Source organism: Shewanella psychrophila (assembly GCF_002005305.1).
GTDB classification, from domain to species: domain Bacteria; phylum Pseudomonadota; class Gammaproteobacteria; order Enterobacterales; family Shewanellaceae; genus Shewanella; species Shewanella psychrophila.
The window spans coordinates 5106605-5126420 of record NZ_CP014782.1; the positions used below are offsets into that span (position 1 = coordinate 5106605).

General features: G+C 43.2%; 12 protein-coding genes. 3 read left to right on the top strand and 9 right to left on the bottom strand.

Translation table 11 applies throughout. The features are described 5' to 3' along the window. Positions 1–65: 65 nt before the first annotated feature. Positions 66–440: a cupin domain-containing protein gene (locus sps_RS22145; protein ID WP_077754464.1), complete on the top strand. Its 375-nt coding sequence runs from the start codon at positions 66–68 to the stop codon at positions 438–440. Between the two features lie 76 nt (positions 441–516). Here sps_RS22145 and sps_RS22150 read toward each other — a convergent pair whose 3' ends face one another. From sps_RS22150 to sps_RS22160, 3 genes are all read right to left on the bottom strand, one after another. Continuing rightward, on the bottom strand, positions 517–1458 hold the full coding sequence (locus sps_RS22150; protein WP_077754465.1) for a hypothetical protein: 942 nt from the start codon (positions 1456–1458) through the stop codon (positions 517–519). A 135-nt stretch (positions 1459–1593) separates the two neighbouring features. Continuing rightward, positions 1594–2121 (bottom strand): NADPH-dependent FMN reductase, encoded by a 528-nt coding sequence (locus sps_RS22155; RefSeq protein ID WP_077754466.1) that lies wholly within the window; start codon positions 2119–2121, stop codon positions 1594–1596. 111 nt (positions 2122–2232) lie between these two features. Beyond that, the gene (locus sps_RS22160) at positions 2233–3513 is read right to left on the bottom strand and encodes an MFS transporter (RefSeq protein ID WP_077754467.1); all 1281 of its coding nucleotides are present in this window, start codon (positions 3511–3513) and stop codon (positions 2233–2235) included. 179 nt (positions 3514–3692) lie between these two features. On the opposite strand from sps_RS22160, the gene sps_RS22165 reads away from it, so the two are divergent. Together sps_RS22165 and sps_RS22170 are read left to right on the top strand one after the other, a co-directional pair. Beyond that, positions 3693–4595, top strand: coding sequence for a LysR family transcriptional regulator (locus sps_RS22165; RefSeq protein ID WP_077754468.1), 903 nt, complete (start codon positions 3693–3695; stop codon positions 4593–4595). 216 nt (positions 4596–4811) lie between these two features. Beyond that, positions 4812–6989, top strand: a complete 2178-nt coding sequence (locus tag sps_RS22170; RefSeq protein ID WP_237157917.1) for a cation:dicarboxylate symporter family transporter — start codon at positions 4812–4814, stop codon at positions 6987–6989. A 377-nt stretch (positions 6990–7366) separates the two neighbouring features. Here sps_RS22170 and sps_RS22175 read toward each other — a convergent pair whose 3' ends face one another. From sps_RS22175 to sps_RS22200, 6 genes are all read right to left on the bottom strand, one after another. After that, a complete protein-coding gene (locus sps_RS22175) occupies positions 7367–8401 on the bottom strand; it encodes a hypothetical protein (RefSeq protein ID WP_077754469.1) in 1035 nt (344 codons plus the stop codon). 248 nt (positions 8402–8649) lie between these two features. Beyond that, positions 8650–9909 carry a hypothetical protein gene (locus sps_RS22180; protein ID WP_077754470.1) on the bottom strand — a complete coding sequence of 420 codons (1260 nt, stop codon included), beginning with the start codon at positions 9907–9909 and terminating at the stop codon, positions 8650–8652. 50 nt (positions 9910–9959) lie between these two features. Beyond that, entirely contained in the window at positions 9960–10559 is a 600-nt protein-coding gene (locus sps_RS22185; RefSeq protein ID WP_237157918.1) for an eCIS core domain-containing protein, read from the bottom strand. A 93-nt stretch (positions 10560–10652) separates the two neighbouring features. Beyond that, complete coding sequence (locus sps_RS22190) at positions 10653–13472, bottom strand: glycoside hydrolase family 18 protein (RefSeq protein ID WP_077754471.1); 2820 nt, start codon at positions 13470–13472, stop codon at positions 10653–10655. Beyond that, positions 13472–14875: an ATP-binding protein gene (locus sps_RS22195; protein ID WP_077754472.1), complete on the bottom strand. Its 1404-nt coding sequence runs from the start codon at positions 14873–14875 to the stop codon at positions 13472–13474. The genes sps_RS22190 and sps_RS22195 overlap by 1 nt, the downstream gene beginning before the upstream one ends. Before the next feature lie 41 nt (positions 14876–14916). Next, entirely contained in the window at positions 14917–19812 is a 4896-nt protein-coding gene (locus sps_RS22200) for a contractile injection system tape measure protein (RefSeq protein WP_077754473.1), read from the bottom strand. Between the last annotated feature and the right edge of the window lie 4 nt (positions 19813–19816).

Genomic DNA, 19816 nt, shown 5'->3' on the forward strand with positions numbered 1-19816 from the left:
CATCGCAGCTAAAGCAGCTCCTACATACGAGCCCGTAGCCAACAATAAAGAAATTAGGAACCGCTATGTACTTAACTAATGAATCAGAGCATAACTATCGCTTCGGCGAGTATGGACCTAAATACTTAACCAATGGGCCGAGAGTTCACTTCGGCATTGTGGTGATCACTCCCGGTGAAGCCCATCCTTGCCATAAGCATAAGACTCAGGAGGAATCCTTCTTGGTGCTCAAAGGAGAATGTGCGGTTTATGTGGATGGTGAACGTGTGCTAATTAAGCAAGGCGACTATCTGCGCTGCGAGCCAGGAGAGTCTCATTTATTCAGGAACGAGAGCGATAAGGACTTTAAATCTGTCTTCGTCAAAGCACCCTATAGTGCAGAGAAAGACAGCGTCTACATCGACTGGCAACCAGGCCAGCCCTTCTTAAAAGAAGAATAAAGCTGCTCCTAATGTCTAGGAGCTAGGTCTAGTCTAGTCTACATCTAGCTTCTAAAGCCTAAAGCCTAAAGTATGATCAACGCTTAACTTGTTTAAGGTTTAGCTGCTTCATTTTATGCTTTAGCTGCTTGAGCTGTGATTTTTGCTCAGTACTTAGTTTAGTCGCTTTGGCTTGAAACTCAGATTTTGCAGGTATACCAGGTAACGGATAAATTTTTACATTACCGTCTTTATCGACGTTGACTCTACGTCCATTACGGCCCTGAAAGGTATATGAACCATCTTTGTTTTTATCAGCCTGTGCAATTTTTTCCTCAGTTTCGGCATGATAGATGTAGATAGTGCTCTCAAAGGGTGGTGACCAAGCAATTCTGTAGCCTTGTACAGCAAATGAGAAATCACCGGATTTGAAGGTAATATATCCACCGCTATCTACCTGAACCGTCAAGTCACGGCCTTGGATATCTGCACCCGGCAGTAAAGGTCTGCCGTTATCTGGAATCACTAAGCTACCGTCACTGTCTATCACTATGCTGCGACCAAGATAAGTAGTCACCACAATCCGGCCACTGTCATCTTTAGTGCCGCTGGCGACAGTCACACCGTTACGGTCGGTAATGGTCACTGAACCATTTTCATGATCGTGAAAGCGATAGACAGTCACAAAGTCATGCATCATAGCATCTGAGCTTATAACTATAGCGCCATTGCCATTGATGCTAAACGTCACATCTAATGGTGTGCTAGTCGCCACATCATCGGTTGGGCCATGACCAAAGTCAGGATCCACATGTTCAAAATCAGGATCTGTTTGATCCGGCTTCACCCCAAAGTCAGGATCGACTCCATCGGGATCGAGTCCAAATTCAGGATCGACAATTTCAGGGGCATATCCAGGGTCAAACTCGAAGCCTGGATCGCCATCAAATTCAGGCGTACTTGACCCCGAAGAGCCACTCGATGCACAGCCCACCATTGTTATGCTGGCGAGTAGTAATGCGATTAATGATTTTTTCATATATGTTTCCTCTCCCATCTAGGAAACATATGTTAAATAACTTCAGCCTGACTATAAATGCAGCTAGATAGCGCCAACACATTCAGCTTATGAATGTGTGCGTACGACCTTGAGCATTCCGTCCATGTTTACTATTTACTGATGCAACTTAAATACAGCCTCTGTTAGCGCACTTTTAAGCTCATCATTTTTAAGCTCACCTTTTTCCATATCGAAGTTATCGAAGAAGCTAGGGATAGATAAGCTGGCTTTCACATCGGCAGCAAAATAGGGGGCGGAACCAGAGGCAGCCGCTAATACAGATTTAGCGCCACCAGGTCCAGGAGAAGTCGCTAGCAAGACCATAGGCTTATTCTGGAACACCTTCATATCTATGCGTGACGTCCAATCGAACAGGTTCTTATAAGCTGCTGTGTATGAACCGTTATGCTCGGCAAATGAGATGATGATGCCATCAGCTTCGCCAAGTTTGGCAAAGAACTTCTGCGCCAGCTCAGGCTGACCTAGCTCCTCTTCCCTGTCTTGGCTAAAGATAGGCATTTCATAATCATTGATATCGAGTATCTCAACGTCGGCACCTTCCACTATTGATGCGGCGTAAGTGGCGAGTTGCTTGTTGATGGATTTAGAACTGTTGCTGGCTGCGAATGCTAATAATTTCATAATAATTCCTCTTTAACTTTTAATTTAGTAAAAATGCTCAGGGCTGATTTTTAAGAGCCGATCAAGACTGCTTTAATTTAGTAAAACCGCTTCTTCACAAGCCGCTCAGGGCTATAGTGACCTACAAGGCTCTGTGGCATTGGTTTCGGTCGAAAATTCTGATTCATCGCTACAAGAGCGGGTATATAAATAGGTGCTACACATTGCCGCGCTGGCGCAGGCTAATCCCATAAATGACAACAATACCGCAGGAGACTGTGCGTGAGACAAACTGATCCCACCGCTAAAGACCGCGCCTAAGGCAAATTGACAGAGTCCAAATACACCCGAAATAGCCCCACCTTGAGTCGGATAGAATGACATGGCTGCTGAAATCGCATTAGCCGAAATCATCCCGAGCAAGATATTGAACATAAATACACTGATAACAATTGCCGTTAACGGTGCCTGCATCTGCGCTAATACAAAGAATAAGAAACTCAAAGGTCCTAATAACAAACCTGCAATAATAGCTTTCTTGTTTGGTGTGACCTTGGCGAATACCTTAGCACTTAACAAGCTACCAGATATCATAGCTAGGGCATTTAAACCTAATAAGTAGCTGTAGCTTTCAGCACTGACCTTAAAGAAATGAACATAAACGTAGGCAGAGCCTGCAACAAATGAGAACAATGCAGCAAAACCAAAGCCACCAAGAAAGATAAAGGCAATGGGTAATGGCTGTTTAAATATATCAATAAAGTCGGCGAGTGATGAGCTGGCTACGTGTCCCGCCTCTTCGTTTCCTGCACTCTTGTTCAGTGCTTTGCCATTCATTACTTTGCTATCCACAACTGCCAGCTTTTCGCTGTGGGTAAATAAGCTCAACACAAAGGCAAATACGCCCACACCAGCAAGTGCATAGAAGATCTCTTCCCAGCTGCCATGCTTAAGTATTTGACCACCTATCATAGGTGCGACTAACGCCGCGATAACCACAGTCGCCATCACATAAGTGATTATCTGAGAGCCTTTCTGAATATCGAATTTTTGCTGGATCATAGCAAAACATACCACTGAGCTTGCGCCGCCAATGGCCTGAAACATACGCGCCAGATACAGGCCCTCAGCAGTTTCAACCATAGGCACAGCTAAACTTGAAAGAGTGAATATCACCAAACCCGACAGCAATAAATTTAGCTTATTAAACCTGTCGGCGAGTAAACCAAACACAGGCTGAGCCAATGCAAAGGCTAGCAGAAATACCGCCACAGACATCTCCATATCGTTGATTGAAACCGACAGTGAGCTCGCCATCGAAGGTAATGCTGGCAAATACATATCAATGGCTAATGGAGATAGTCCAAATAATAGGGCGGTGACTAGAATGTAGAGTTTTATGTTGTGCTGCATAGCATCTCCTTATGCCCTTTCGCTTAACAGAACTAAAAAGTTCTAAATCCAGCCTCAGACACGAATCACAATGGTTTGTCACAAGCATTAATTGCAAAGCTTGTTACATTCAATATTGATAAGTGTATATTGATAGTTATTCAGGATTAATAACCTTAATTGATAAAGACTGTTTCCATATGACTATGAATAAGCTTTTTGATGGTGTCATGGTATTCACTCAGGTGGTGAAAACCGGTGGTTTCTCGGCTGCGGCCGAGCTGATGGGACATTCAACGTCTTATATCAGTAAGGAAGTCAATAAGCTCGAAGAGCGGCTTGGTGTGCGTTTACTCAATCGCACCACCCGATCCATCGGCCTGACCCCCGAAGGAAAGGCCTATTATCAAGAATGCCAACAGTTAGTCGCCGATGCAGAACAAGCAGTGAATATGCTGACCCTGCACGAGGTTGCGCCTAAAGGCACGCTGAGACTAAGCACCCCGGTCGGCTTTGGCAATAACTACCTGCAGCCCATCTTAGCCGAATATATGCGCCTGTATCCCAATGTGTCATTAGATCTCGACCTCAATGACCGTAAGGTCGATGTGGTGGCAGAAGGCTACGATCTGGCCATACGAGCCTCGCTACAGCTTGAGGAGTCTAGCCTCATTTGCCGTAAGATATTTAGCTGTAAAGGTTATATTGTTGCCAGCCCTGGATATCTATCTAAACATGGTCGCCCCCACCATCCTCAAGAATTAAGCCGTCATAACTGCTTCTGCTATAGCAATCATAAATCACCGAACAAATGGCAATTTAATGATAAAGAGGGCAAACCTTATTCCGTAGAGGTAAGGCAAAAATTGGTCTGTAACAGTGCCGAAATGGAGCTTGCACTGGTTTTAGATGACCTAGGGATCTGTCGATTACCTATGTTCTATATGGAGGAAGAAATAAAATCAGGAAAGCTTGAGATCCTGTTTGAAGACCTCCCTGCACCAGAGATCGATGTGTTTGTGGTCTACCCGAGCCGCAAACATCTGTCGCCGAAAGTGAGGGCATTTATCGATTTAACAGTTGATTACCTTTCCAGCAGATGAAGTCTGACTGATATTCGCCTTTTGTATACAAAGCAAACTCCAGTCACTTTCCCCGCTAAAACTAAGTCAACTCAAACAAGTTCATACTAAAAAACGTCTAAACACATGTTAGAATATTGAGCTAATTCTCTGTGTTAATGTTAATTCTTCATTCTGTTACGTTCACTTTTTCAACAAGTTTGAATAGGCGAACGTATCTGAAAGTTCTGTATATGGATGTCATTCGTGGTTAAAAAAATATTTTCTATGGCCAGCTCTACTCAGATGTTGATTGCCATGTTTGTCGGCTTCGGTGTGGGGCTTTTTTTCGGTGAGTCCGTCGGTTGGCTCAGCACCATAGGTAATGCGGTTATCTTGCTGATGCAGATGACGGTTTTACCTTATATTTTAGTTTCCTTAATCGGCGGTATTGGCAAGCTACAAAAGAGCACGGCGACCCTTATTTTTAGCCGGGCGGGCATGATAATGCTCTTGCTCTGGTTGCTTGCACTGGCTGTGATCGCCTTAATGCCCTTGTCATTTCCCTTTGTAGAGTCGGCTTCATTTTTTAGCACCAGCAGCATAGAACCCACCGCGGCCATAGACTATTTCAAGCTGTATATTCCCTCTAACCCATTCGAGTCGATGGCAGCGGGCTATGTTCCCGCCATGGTAGTATTTAGTATCGCTATGGGCTTAGCGCTTATCGGTATGGAGGGGGATCATAAACAGCAAATATTGACCTTTATGCACACCACCAGCGAGATCTTCTCTCGTATCACCCGCGGTCTGATAAAGATATTGCCTATCGGTATTTTTGCTATGTCAGCCTCAGCGGCAGGCACCATGGGAGTGGATGAGTTTGCCAGTATGCAGGTCTATCTCATCAGCTACTTTGTACTCTGTCTCTTACTGACCTTCTGGATCTTACCCTGGATTGTTGCCTCACTGACGCCAATAACCTTTCATCAAGCCTTGAGTATCAGTAAGGCCAGCCTGATCACCGCTTTCGCTACCGGTAATATCTTCATCGTGATCCCTGTGATTATCGAAGAGTGTAAGCAGATCATGAAGCAGCATGACAAGCTCACCGAAGATGGCGCCACCTTGATTGAAATCTTAGTGCCTATCGCCTTTACCTTCCCTAACATAGGTAAGTTAACGGTGATTCTGTTTGTATTCTTCGCAGGCTGGTTTAATGGCACGCCAGTAGATTTAAGTGCTATTCCATCCCTGTCTATCAGTGGCCTGTTATCCCTGTTTGGCAGTGTCTATGTGGCTATTCCTTTCATGTTAGATCTGGTACATCTGCCATCTGATCTGTTCCAGCTATTCGTGATGTCAGGCTTTATTACCGGCAAATTTAACTCCATTGCCGCAGTAATGAATCTGTTTGTGTTAACCATTTTAACTGCGGCCCTGTTTCACAAATGCCTAAAACTCAGTCCCCCTAGGCTTATCAAGATGAGTGTCGGCATAGGCATCGGTATCGTGCTGACCATAGTGAGCTTACGCATCGGCATGGGCATGTTTATCCATAGCCCAGAGATCACCAGCGGTGTCATCGCCAACATGCAGGTCGCCGATAAGGTGCCGACTAAGGTAAAAAGACAGTTCCCAGAACTTGGCAAGACACCGAGTAATCCGATAGCTAACCTTGAAGCGATTAGGACCAGAGGCACACTCAAAGTCGGTTATATCCCCAGTAATGTGCCCTTCAGCTACTACAATAATGTCGGCCAGCTAGTGGGCTTCGACAGCGCAATGGCGTCTAAGCTTGCCGAAGATTTAGACGTGAAAATTGAATTTATCCCCTTCAAGAAAGACAAGCTAGCCGCGTCTCTGGATGCTGGCTTCTTCGATATTGCCATGTCGGGACTCGCCATGGATATCACCCAAATGGACAAGTTAAGTTATGCTGAGCCGGTGCTGGAGCTTAATCTTGCTATCGCCACTCGCGATCATATCGTGAACAAGTTTAAGAATAATGAAGACATTTTAGAGATGGAAAATATCACCATAGCCTATGTGGAACATGGCGATATTATCGAAGAGGCGAAGAAGAGGTACCCTAATCTCAAATTTGTGAAAATCTCAGGTTACAAAAACTTCTTCAGGCAAAAAGAGGCTGAGTTCGATGCAGTCATTATCAGTGCTCAGGCTGGCTCAGCCTGGACCTTATTCTTCCCGGGTTACGGTATTGCCATCCCTGAAATCACCTCTCGTTATCCGGTAGCTTACGCGGTAGCTCAGAAGAACCAATCGCTGCTAAACTACGTCAATAACTGGCAGAAACTGCGTAAGGTCGATGGTCATCAAGACAGGATTTACAATTATTGGATGCTGGGCCAAGGCGCTACAGAAGTTAAACCTCGCTGGTCTATCATCAGAGATGTGCTGCACTGGGTGGATTGATATTACAGTTCGATATAGTAATGCCAGAATGCTCCGATTCAGTATCGAGATCGCTCGTATAGGTTCGATACTGGGTCTTAAATTTAAGGCTAGTTAGCGGCGTCTTAGGGTTAGCAAGTTCTCTGACAAGCTCAGCACTAGACTAACCTCCGTAATCACCAGCGAGTAAGTGACTATTTACTCACGACCTTCAGAGCTGAAAATTATTTACTATTTCAATGCTTGTTATCGCGTTATTCATTTCTGATAACTACAGGGAAGTAGCTTATTAGAGTAATGCAGGAGCAATTACCTTATAGCAACTGGGCTAAAAATCGTTTAAATGATTCTTAGGTTTTGTTATGGGCCAGAATTAGAGTTTTTCTCTTACAAAAAACTTAATCAGGATCTTTACGAACATAACCATTTAATAAGCTCACTACATTAATGACATCCCCATTTAAGGTATTCGATTTCGTATTTGCATTTAAGTATGAATTAACCAAAACAGCAGTACTGGTAGAAATGAGCTGACTAACCTGAGAATCGCGATCAAAAGCGGCCAATGCGGTACCATACTTTTTCACAATGTTGATCCCGTCCTTTTTCAATGCCTTATTAGGATCTGTATTCCAATCCTTTGCTGAAACAGCGTATAAAGTTTCTAGAACCGCAGCAAGTAGTCCAACTTCTGTATTTTTGGGCGATAAATTCTTTACGCCACCGTCTTCAAATTCATTTCCAGTGGAAAACCCTAGATTTCCTTGAACCGTTATACCATCCACATTATAGGTACTAGCTAAACTCGTCTTTATATCTGTCATCAAAGAAGGCTTAGCTGTAACAAAGGTTTCCCCCCAAAATCCTCTTTCTGTCTTACGACTTAATGATGACATACAAGCTTCTATTTTTACCGTACCAATCGTCTTATTCTTACCGGATAAACCAGTCTTGAGGTTATTAATAATACTAGCAACATGAGAGCCAGACAGAGTCCCCCCATTCCCGTCTTGTAATATAGCGGGTTCACTACCCAATGGGGCACGACCATGGGCTACGATATACACCTTCTCATTGTCCCCCATTGCATCGTACACATTTTCAGGCACCGCCCCCGGAATAGTTTGTACAGCAATATCCTCTCCTCTTGTTCCATTTTGGCCATCGGCAATTTTTTGCGCATCTTGAGGGATCGGCGCACTATTACCATATTTCATAGCCAAACGCTGCGTAACATCACCTCCAATACTCACACTTTTTATTTGATTGTGTTGATGATCGCTTATCATTCCCTGCAATTGAGCAGCTTGTTTACCTTCAGGTCGATTATCCATAAACCCAAAATTTTGCTTCCCGTTATGTTTCTTCTGAGCAACGGATTTAGCAACCGACCGACTTTTATTCTCTTTGGGGCTTTCTATCTTTTCGTACATATCTTAAATCCTTTTAAGTTAGTTTTACCGATCGCTACAAGGATGTAGCTTATTAGAGTAATGCAGGAGCAATTACCGATCGCTACAGGGATCTAGTTTTAAGAGGTCATTTAGGGAGTTATGACCTTAACATTAAGGCTAAAAGACCTTTCATGGCTCTTAGGTTTTGTTATGGGCTGCCTGAGATCAATTATTAGTAAATAACGGCCTTAGTTTTCTAACTTACTTAAAGTTTTTCTAACGATGAATTAATTTGCTGAATATTCACTATCTGACCATTTGATTTTGGATACATTACGTTCCTCAGTAACACCGGTTCTTGGTTCTTCAGTAGGTGTAATATCTTTTACTTTTTCTCCCGGAACTAATGAAACGATTCCCAACTTACCCGTCTCGTACTGCTTCATTTCAGCTAAAAATTCATCTCTATCTGTTAAAGTAAAAGTAGCTCCCTTTGTTCCTGCATGCGGTCCTTTGGGGTTCAACATACTTTTTACATGTGCGGTTCCAACTTTCCATGCCCCTGTAAAACCGTTCTCTACAGCTTTATTTGCTGCACCAACCATAGCGACTTCTCGCGATACATTTACTATCTCATCCTGCTCATCTGCCTTATCAACGTTGTAGAGGACCCCCCCAAGGGTTTGGTCTACTTGATGTAATAATTTCCGAACTTCCAAAACATGATTTCGCTGATTTTTCTGATTCTTTAATTTTGTCCACTCAAACCATTTTCCTCCCTCATCTGTTTTTAACGTTCTAAGTTTTGTAATGGCACTGTCAGCCTTCTCAAAATCCTTCCATGCCTTTGTAAGCCTTGCTTTATCTGCATCATCTACTGCATAATTTTCGTCCTGGTGTTTCTTTCCTGCTTCTGACATATCAGGGTGAAATAAATACAAAAAACTTCCATATGTACTTTTCCAATAAAACTCGATACCTTTAATTACCTTCTCCGAAACTCCATCATTCAATAAAGTTGCGTCTGAATATTCGGCTTTAATAGCTGAAATTAAACCGAGTAACTGTACTCTGCAATGGTCTATTATAGGGTCAGCTCTCTTTGATTTACCCTCTTTTGTTTGCTCTACACCTTTAAAATCATGTTCTTGCCAATAGTTTTTGTCGGGTATACTGTACCAATCCTTGAGCATATCTTTTTCATCATTTCGACCATTCTTATAATCACTGTGCTTTTCTCCTATTACATTCAATCGACCGGACACCACCTTTCTTTGTACCGGTTTCTCATTTGTGGGAGTATCAGAATAATCACTAGTACTATCTTTTATCGTTTCACTCCGAAAAAGTTCTGGATTTGTTTTTTCCGGGATAACCTGTTTTTGAATCAGATTATTTGTTGTCGCTTGCAGTTTTCTTTGCGCAATAACTTCAGGCCGATTATCTACAAATCCACAACCTTGCTTCAAATTGTTTTTTTTCTGAGTAACCGAATTAGCAACCGCCCTACTTTTATTCTCTTTCGACTTATCTGCTTGTACATACATATCTCAATCCTTTTTAAATTAGACCATCTCTTTATCTCTCCTCTTACCTCTTAAACACCACGAAGTGCTCTATCCCCCATCACAGTGGCTTCATTCTCTAAACTGCTACTGTCATTCACTGGCATCCCGTTTACTGAGGTAGTCGGTTTCACCCGTCCCTGTGCCTGCTGCACCACGTGTCCGAGTTCATGGGGCAGATGTTTCTCTTGACCACTGCCAACATGGATATCACTGCCTTGGGCAAAAGCATGAGCCTGCACCGCAGCAGGTTGGGGCGAGTTGTAGTGCACTTTCACATGATTGAGGCTCATGCCAGATAAGTTTTCCATGCCCGATTTAAGATTATCGGGTAAGCCAGTATTATTCTTGGCTTGCAGCGTCGTCTCAGCATTTTTTACAGGACTATTTACAGGGCTGCTGGCATTACGATTTGCATTGATAGGATGGGAGGCTGTTACCGATTTATGTTGGGATAACTTCTCCTCATCAAGCGCGGCTTTCAGCTGCTTTATTTGATGACTAGTGTCGCGGTTATCCTGCATAGTCAGCCGAGTTTTTGCTTGTAAAGTCCGATTACTGTCCACTTGCTGATGGGACACTTTTTTAGCTTGTGCAGTTTGCTCCTGCTCTATCACTTGCTTTACTGACATAAAAACTCCCTCTCTTAATCATTCGGTTTACAGGTAATCTAGCTACCTATTGCATTAAAACGGCCTACCTATGATTCAATACACTTAATATAACTATGGCAAGTTGCTACGATTATTTTTTTCTCTCTGCCTAATAACATTTGCCGCGAAGACGATTAATACAAAAATAAAAATAAACAGCTGCTGCTGCTCCTTCCAATAGGGATCACAGCTAAACACCAACATGATGAACATTGCACTGGCTAACATAAATAATAGGAAGTACCAGCGACTAAACAGTTGTCTTAACCTAAATGCCCAGATAGACGCTACCGCGTAAATAAGCACTAATCCGATAAGACAATAAATAACCACTCGCAATTGCCATCGTAATGGACAAAGGGTGTTACACACTTTTGTGGCAAGCGTTACCGCAGGAACCAGTGCTGAGAACTCAACCTCTTCAGAGACAAAGTAAGTGCTGTTGATCAATTCAGACACCTCAGATGAGAGTGGGTAAGACCAAAATGCGGCGCCTAAATAGCTCCATTTACTGTAATTTAAAACTTGCTCTAACTCCTGAAACTTATCGTCGACATTAATCAACGGGATCGTTTTATTGAATATTTTTCCTGCTATATCAGAGTATTGCTTATCACCTAACTGAGTTCTTAGCTCTTTCAACAAGCTGACTTTATAGGTTGTCGAGCTTGAAACCTGCTCATTGCTATTAACGGAACCAGATTCTGCCGCCAGCTCACTAACCCCATGATTATCAATAACTTGTTCATTAATAGATTGCTGTTCACTTATGGATAAGGAGTCGAAATTCATGATAAACAGATTGATATAAGGCTCAATACGATTAAGATTATCGATCGTGTAAAAGCTAGAACTGTTATCGATGAGGTCGTAGGCTGGCACCAATATGTTGAGATAGTAAGGATCTTCAATCCCTGCCATATCTGTCTTTTCAGATAGATATAACTGCTGCTTTAACTTTTTAATAAAGCGGATAAACATCTCAAAATCGGCCACGGTTTTAAGTGACCTCAGATCTAGATTCAAGGTTACACCGTCAGCCATGGTTCTTTTGGGACTTGTCCCTAAACTCATGATGGGTTTAAACTTATTGATGGCATAACCCCTTAACGGAGTTTTCACCGTCGTGACAATCTGGTCGATAAGATCATCATTAAAAAGTATCGATACCTCCTCCCCTGATGACTGTAATTGACCATTTGAGAACACCAGATCAACCTTCACTCTATGGTTATGAGCATTCACAATAAACTGCGAATTGGGCTTATCGGCTTGCCAATTTGGCGGAGTCGTCACCTTGTTACCCTGAATCGATGCCGAAAAGTAGGCTAGGCGTGTCAACTTGCTGTAATCGATAGTCAGCTCATTTTCTTGCCAGTATTGATAGAACCCGTAATAGAAACGGGTATTGAGCCCCTCTAATGCGATATTGTCTGCACAACCACAATCAGGTGTAGCATTCCATTGCAGTGGGTTGTTGACCTCAGTTGGCACCTTCCCCTGCTTTTTAGCGACTTGATAGAGGTCGATAAGCCCTTGGCTTTTGAGCTGGGTACTGGCTGAATTTGCTAGTAAAAGATCCTTTAACGCAACTTGAAACAGATAAAGGTTGGCAAAGCTTTGATCAGCCAGCGGCGTCAGTAACTTAAGCTGGTCAGACGAAAGGCTAACAATTGAGTAGCGCTGATAAAGCTGGGTAATGGCTTCACTGTTCACGGCATAGCTAGCAGGTTTCACAAGCTGCTTAGTTGTAACGCTAGCAGGCTGCACCGACGACTCAGCAGAACTTTTATCCGCAACTTTAGTTTCAACTTGGTTTTCTACAGACTTAGTATCTGTTGCCTTAGTGTCTGCTGCACTATCTGCTGTACTATCTTTTGCTTTAGCGGTGTCCTCTGTGATCGTCGTGCTATTGTCATGCATGGCTGTACTATCATCAGCGGTACTGTCTTTTGTTTTAGTTGAGGTCTTAGTAGCAGACTCTTCTGTGCTCTTGGGGATAGCCGTATTAGCTTTAACTGCGGCACTACTGTCTTTTGTTTTAGTCACTTTATACTGAGCAGGAGTCACAGTGATCAATTTAGTTAACTCACTCTCCATCTTGTCACTAGCAAGCTCGCCAATTAAACCCGTTAAGATAGGAGAAAGTACAGCCCCTATCTCAGTATCAGTCTTAAAGGTTTTTGTGGTCGCGGCCTGTAATAGGCTCCCTTGTTTACTCCAAGTGGTTAAAGTTTCAATATCATTACTTTCCAATAGATAATAATTGTCCACAATCTTTACCGGTGGAGTGTAGTAACGAGGATCGGCTACAACTTGTTCCTGCTCCTGTAGATAATATTTATCGAAAATGCTGTGCAACTGAATCGGTGTACCGTAGCAAGCTGGCAAGCCAGAACAGGTCGGCTCACTGATAAGTTTGAGTTTGATCTGCTGTGAGAGCCATAACTGAAACTCATCACTGGCTAACGCTTGCCGCCATAACGGGTAATTATCGGTGAGCTGCGCCACAGTCACTAACGAACTTAGCATGTTAGCGACAAAGTCACTGTTACTACTCTCCTTGCTGGCTTGATTAAACTCATCACAGAAATATCCAAGCCACTTATCGGTTATTCGCCCGACTTTACCGTCAGAGAGTAGTTCGCCTGGGCTCTTAAAATCAGCTTGGTAGGAGGCATTATCTTTATAGATAACCGCTAAGTTACTCTGCACCAGATCGCCGAATATTCTGCTTTTTAATATAGGGTCATGTTTCGTTTTATCTATCTGCGACTGACATAATTGACTCGACGGTGAAGCCTGACTCAGCCCACAGAACAGCAGTGAAATCATGACTAGAGGGAGCAAGCGTAATCCATTAAGCCTATAAAGAAAGCGACCAATATTCATCAAATTGTCCTTCCCTCTTTGCGTAACTCCTTGGCAATGCCTATGCAAACATCGTGGTGATCGATTTTTTCATAGCCAGACTGAACTGCCGAAATCGCTGCATAACGGATCACATTGGCTATCGCACCTCCTGCAAGTTCATGCTTTTCTGCTATATCACGTAATGAATCGGTCTCCCCCTCTGGATAGTGTCCATTAAGCATATTGAGCCATAGCTGATAACGTTGTTCAGCATCTGGCATAGGAAAATAAATCAATGATTGAAAACGTCTTGAAAAGGCATCATCAATATTCGCTCTCAGGTTAGTTGCCAGAATCACAATGCCGGGAAAATCTTCAATACGTTGCAGTAAATATGCTATCTCTTGATTAGCGTGACGCTCATTGGCGCCTCCCGACTGAGTTCTCGATCCAAACAGGGCGTCCGCTTCATCAAAGAATAGGATCCAACGCTTATTGCATGCTTGATCAAACAAGTTTGCCAAATTTTTCTCTGTTTCCCCTATATATTTAGAGACCATAGAAGAGAGATCGATACGATATACATCCAAGCCCAATTCGGCACCTATCAAGGTTGCCGTCAGTGTTTTACCTGTACCTGGAGGTCCATAAAACAAACTACGATAGCCAGGCTTTAATGATTTAGATAAGCCCCACTCATCTAAGATTTGAGCTGAATGTTTAATCCAAGTTCTGATCTTGTCTATCTCCGACATGACTTCATGCGCTAATACCAGATCGCTCCAATCTAGCTTACTGGTGATCAATTTGGCTGGAAACTGATTGGAGTAATCGAGTTTCTCCGTCACCCCTGTGGTGAACAGGTTTAGATACTCGACCTGTATTGAGAAAGCACTACTAAAGAATGGCTCCCCTTCGCTAGGGGTGTTAAGGCTGAGCACATTTTGAGTTAGAAATGGATGTGGTACTTCGAACAGGGCAGCTATGTTTAATCGACTCGTCAAATCCTCGCCAGAAACGACAAATGCGGCGGTCTCACAGGTAGGGAGAAAACCGCTGTGGGTTTGCCCCTGCTTGCCGCCAAACTCGGTATAAGCACGATCAAAATTACTATTACGGATAAAAAACGTATCGAACAGCTGCGGCTTGATATGGGGGATCATTGCCATAACCAACACCAGACGCTCTTCCATTGTTGTTAGATGCTTCTTAACCCATAGCGCATAGTGAGAATGATCGAAACAAAGTTCAGGGATCAATACTTGCTCAATACTCGTTAGCTCACTCTCTTGCTGAAAATAGAGCTTAACTCTTAAATCCAATACCTGAGAAAACCAATCCAGTTCCCGCAGCAAAGTCGCCGCATTGGCCTCGATGTGACTCGAGGTGCTTGAAGCTTGATCTTCAGCTTCACTGGTCGTCACAACCTGTAATCCTTTCATCCTTTCATCCTTTTCATTACACTCAGGTTTTAGCAATGAACTCATCGCCATTCAACATGTAACACTCGTTCCATCCAGGGAAACTTGATCACCGAAAAACTCCATGGCAAGCTATCAAGTAACATGTCAAACGCATTAGTTTGGATCTGTAATTTCCACGCCTCTTTCTCTCGATAAAGCACGCCATCTCGCTGTAAAAATGTCTCTCTTAATCCCTCTGGTGTCGTTTGACCTAATGTTTTCCAGTTATCGATGATCCCGACCAGTAAACCATCTGCGGTCTCTTTCTCTTTATCTGACAGCTCAATACTATAACGAAGGGGTTTTGCTGTTTTTATGCCACACAACAGCTTGTTAAGCGTCAACTGATACTCCCCGGCTTCACTCTGGCCTGAAACCATATACTGCAATAACAGTACGCCACGCTCCTGTGCTTGTTCATCAATAAATTGACCCGACTCGGTATAAGCTAACATGCTAAAAAGTCTGGATATGTATGGCGAAGCAAGCACGACACCCGCATTACCAATATGAATTTTATCGCCTTCGTTCTCTAAATCTTCTGCTGTGTTTTGTGCTGGTAATCCATAGATAAGGCGCTCTAATTCGACTAAGCTGAGCTCTCTTTTCGTCTTACCGGATAAAGGTTTGCTCTGGTTTTTATTGGTTACCACTGGCTGGCTTGGCTTTGAGACAGGAGCTTGTTTAGCGCTCTGGTTTTCAATTATTTTGATGCATTTCTTTATTTGAGCGGGAGCTAAATTGGTACTAGTTACAGCTTTAAGCTCCCTAACAAGCTGCGCAAAAAACAGTTCTCTAGAGTTAAACCGATTGTTAGCACTAAAAATGATCGAAGCGGAGACGGCACTGTCATACAGCTTAGTGAGGTAGGCAGTCACAAAATCACTCAGTTCAATCTGACGATGACGCAATAAATAATCAATCATAAACAAGCACTGAGGTAGCGGGGCAAGGGTCGCAGCTCTAACGCTACCGCTGACTAGGGCCAATAGGTCGATAATCTTCTGTAATGAGAGATATCGCGTTGAAAACAGTAGGATCAGCAGCTCATGACACTCAGTAGCGGGACGATGCTTAAATAACACCTTAGCCACCTCATTTGAGGAGAGATAGTTAAGCAAGAGAATTTTCAGCCTTGCGGCATCTGAGCTCATCAAGGCTTTCAGACAATAGTTGAAACGAGCTAACAAACTTGCAGAAATATTTTGGGAGTTGGCTTGGGATAACTTGACCAATAGCGACTCAAACTCAGTGCTCAAAACCTCTATCGCTTGTTCAGCAGTCACGGATTTACCTACCTCGGGTACAGCGAGTTTGGGGGGTGATTGATGAGAGGCTATGACTGACAGCTTCATTCTAGCCGAATCTCTCTCGGCCTGATTAGAAATAGCTGCCACTTTATCTTCTGTCGTCTGGGGTATGATACTCTTGGCCACATACTTAGTATTAGATGCAGGCCCTACCTGCTCTTTGGTATTTCGACTCAAATAACAGGGAAAGTCATTCACCTGTAAAACACCATTAGCTAGTGTCACAGGCAGATGATGTGACCGCTCAGATTGCTGGGTTAACGTGTAACTAAAACGATAAACTTGATTAAAGCCAACTGAGAGACCAATGCGCTGCCGCAGTTCAGAAGTGAGCATATTCAAGCTCGTCACAGGCAGGATTTGTCTCAAGCTATCAATTAACTCGTCAAGGTGAATATCAGCCAAAGTACGCCAAATATGCAACCACTGAAATGAGCCAAACATAACCCGTTTCAGCCAACTCAATGCCGCGACGGGCTCTTGTCGAAATAACTCCGCCAACCAATATATAACTTGCTGAAGTTTAACTTTCATCTCATGTTCTGGCATCTGTTTAGCATTATTAACAGCACAGAAAACATGCTGACTGACAAGCGTTAAATCCGCAGTGATCCTTTGATAATGCTCCAACTTCTGTAGCTGAGATTCAGCGCTTAGCTCATCGACATCGAGATGGCTGTCAATTTCAATATTGCTACTCGCTTGTTTATATCGCTGCTGAATACCCGCTCTTGTGTCATTGTCCTTTAAGGTTAATTTGAGCTGCCGGGTCACGAGTTCAGAGAGACATCCGCCAACGCCGTGGATCTGATACTCCAGTTCAATGGCCTGTAATAATGCAGTTAGCGTACAGTTTCTAAATTCCGCTACACGGGAGAAAACCCGCATAATGAGCTGCTCAGAAAGCTCAGAAATCTCAGTTCCTGAAGCGGCTTCTTCTTTTATTGAGTGCCCTACCGATTGCCAAATCTCACGCCAAATGTAACCTTGCAGTTGTTTTGAGAATATCATCACTCGTCGCAGTGACATTGAGCTTATAAGTGGCTGTAAAGATGGCTTTCCCTCTGCCCTATCGAATACCCTGAATGTATTGAGCGAAGGCAGCCCAACACATAAAATAGAGTGGGAGTTTATTAAGGCTCCAAGCCATTGCTGGCTCTTCGGGTATAACAACTGCAGCAGTGCAGTTAGTGTTGATTCCGGCAATGCTAACAGGTAGCGACCGATTGCATCTTGCGCACTAGTCATTAAGCCTTGAGATGAAGTATAACGATTAGCTGGTTTCAAAAAGTAATGCAAGACACGGATCACGAATGCGCGATCACTATTATCTAAATCTTTAATGACCTGTTCTATGCAAGTTGCGTCCCCAGCGGTTAGGGCCAGTATAAACTGACGATACTGCTGACGGGTTTTGTCTGTTATGTTAACCGGCGCTTGAGCAAGCTCTACAGGCGATAAAGAGGACTCTGTTTGTTTTAGGTTTATTACAGGTTCCAGTAATAATTCAGCTAATAACAGTAGCAGCTGCTTTTGCATCTCAGAAGGCGCTTCTAACGAGTAAAAAGCACTGGCAAGATGATGAACAAAATCTTGATGATCTAGGTTGTTATGCGCAGCTATTTTGTGAGTGATATAGCCCAAATAACTTAAATTATTAAAGTTGGAGCCCCTTTCAACCAGTAAGTAACTAAAGGTGAATTCCCAAAGCTGCTTAGTTAATTCCCGTTGCTCTATTGGCTTAGCCATCTCTACTTGCTTTAGCTGCAAGGGAGTTTGCTCTATTAGAGGCTGGATAAATTGCCGTTCTTTAGGTGCCAGCAATCCAAGCGTGTCTCTGAGCATGGTAAGGGTAAAATGAGTCACGATTGCAGTCACACAGATGGGTTGATGGCCGTAGAGATACAAACTGGTGATCAGCGCATCAGGATAAGCAGACACATAATGGCTCCAATGCAATTTAAGCCGATCGTAGCGCCCTAAATTCAAAGCGGTCGCGATATCTTCAAGTGCGATTTGTTCCGCAGTAAGCTTAACCTCATAACTTGCAATTTTTAGCTTTTCATCAAGATTATGATCTGCCAACTCACCCTGTAATTGACTCAACAGAACATGCATATTGCGCTTAAGCGCAGACTCCATTGGAAGTGACTCAAGAGTTTGAAGCAATAATTGATGCAGTTGCATCTGGTTGATATTGTGATGAGATGCATTTTGACGGAGCATGCTTTGCAGGTAGGATTTACGATTAAACTGACTGCCTCGCTCAACCAGCAAGTAGGTTAACGTAAACAACCAAAATTGCTGCTTACTCTGAGTGTCGCTCAATGTTTTAACTGATGCTGATGACATATCCACAGCACGCTCTTTAGCAGGCTTGAACAATAAAGAGATCCTGCGGATAAAGTCGCTTTCTGTAGGTTCAATGAGCTCCAATAGCTGCTGCCACATCGACTCACTTAAGGCTTTTGATAAACGATATCTAACCTCGGCCTGCTGACCTAGATGTGTAACTAGTTTGAGAAATTCTGGGCGGTATTCCCCTATCGCTAAGTGCCATACTGATTGAAGCTGATCAATATCGCCACTGATAATAGCCTTGATAAGAAGTGCAGAAACGAGCAAGGTTCGACTGCTCTTTTCCTGCTGTTCTTGATGCTTAACATCATTAAAGTGTGCAAAAAACTCAGGTTTAAGCTCATCAGAAAGATAGCATTGACCAATATCCACTAATTCAGGAAACCACTCATTGATGGGCTCTACAGCATCCGCAGACTGCCTAGTACTTCCCGCCAATAGCGCTTTAAACAATGCGCGAATAAAAAATAACTTCTCATTATTCGTTGCCGAATTTAATAAGGCCCCGTTGGCATAAAGTCGTTTTTCTAATGCAGAACTTGCGGCATCATCGCCATAGTTGAACATTAATTTGAATAGATAACGTACCTGCTTGATTCGCGATGGTTGAGCAAGCTTTAAAATCAACTCGATACTCTTTTCAATCGATAATTGCAAAACCAAGCGACTGAGTAAGTTGTCTAAATAGGGAGAACGATTCAACAGAGCAATGAGCGGCTTAATGTTTCTAAATAATGTAGCCACTAGCCAATCTTGCCACCCATGTGATGTGAGTTTCCCCGTCGCAAATGGACTACTCCAAGGAAGTTGACCACGATTCAAAAAATAGCATAATTGCTGCCAATCGCTCTCTTCTGAGCTCAACTTGCGAAAGCTAATATCCTTAATTATGCCGTCTGGCTGCTCACTCAAGGTGACCACTGTCAAACCAGAACTACTACTATTGAGCTCCATCATTTTATCTGACAATGCGGTAACTAATTTCGTTTCTAGTTGGCTAAGATAATCACGGCCATCGAGCTCGCCAAGATCAATCTCCAACCTATCGATACAGATCTCCCAACCTTGTTGCTGATGCTGCTCAAACACACGATTTATAGCGGGAAGCAAAGTATGCAGTACATAACTATGTGCTTGTTGCTGAAATCCATCGGCCATAGACTGCCCATCAAAAGACAGATCCAGCACGGCATTTTCAATACGGTGCTTTTTGGCGAGATAGGGCATCGCTATTTGAGTATTATCCATGACC

Excerpts from the sequence above, each read along its gene's own strand:
- sps_RS22145 (WP_077754464.1), top strand. The coding sequence starts at position 66 with ATGTACTTAACTAATGAATCAGAGCATAACTATCGCTTCGGCGAGTAT.
- sps_RS22150 (WP_077754465.1), bottom strand. The coding sequence starts at position 1,458 with ATGAAAAAATCATTAATCGCATTACTACTCGCCAGCATAACAATGGTG.
- sps_RS22155 (WP_077754466.1), bottom strand. The coding sequence starts at position 2,121 with ATGAAATTATTAGCATTCGCAGCCAGCAACAGTTCTAAATCCATCAAC.
- sps_RS22160 (WP_077754467.1), bottom strand. The coding sequence starts at position 3,513 with ATGCAGCACAACATAAAACTCTACATTCTAGTCACCGCCCTATTATTT.
- sps_RS22165 (WP_077754468.1), top strand. The coding sequence starts at position 3,693 with ATGACTATGAATAAGCTTTTTGATGGTGTCATGGTATTCACTCAGGTG.
- sps_RS22170 (WP_237157917.1), top strand. The coding sequence starts at position 4,812 with ATGTCATTCGTGGTTAAAAAAATATTTTCTATGGCCAGCTCTACTCAG.
- sps_RS22175 (WP_077754469.1), bottom strand. The coding sequence starts at position 8,401 with ATGTACGAAAAGATAGAAAGCCCCAAAGAGAATAAAAGTCGGTCGGTT.
- sps_RS22180 (WP_077754470.1), bottom strand. The coding sequence starts at position 9,909 with ATGTATGTACAAGCAGATAAGTCGAAAGAGAATAAAAGTAGGGCGGTT.
- sps_RS22185 (WP_237157918.1), bottom strand. The coding sequence starts at position 10,559 with ATGTCAGTAAAGCAAGTGATAGAGCAGGAGCAAACTGCACAAGCTAAA.
- sps_RS22190 (WP_077754471.1), bottom strand. The coding sequence starts at position 13,472 with ATGAATATTGGTCGCTTTCTTTATAGGCTTAATGGATTACGCTTGCTC.
- sps_RS22195 (WP_077754472.1), bottom strand. The coding sequence starts at position 14,875 with ATGAAAGGATTACAGGTTGTGACGACCAGTGAAGCTGAAGATCAAGCT.
- sps_RS22200 (WP_077754473.1), bottom strand. The coding sequence starts at position 19,812 with ATGGATAATACTCAAATAGCGATGCCCTATCTCGCCAAAAAGCACCGT.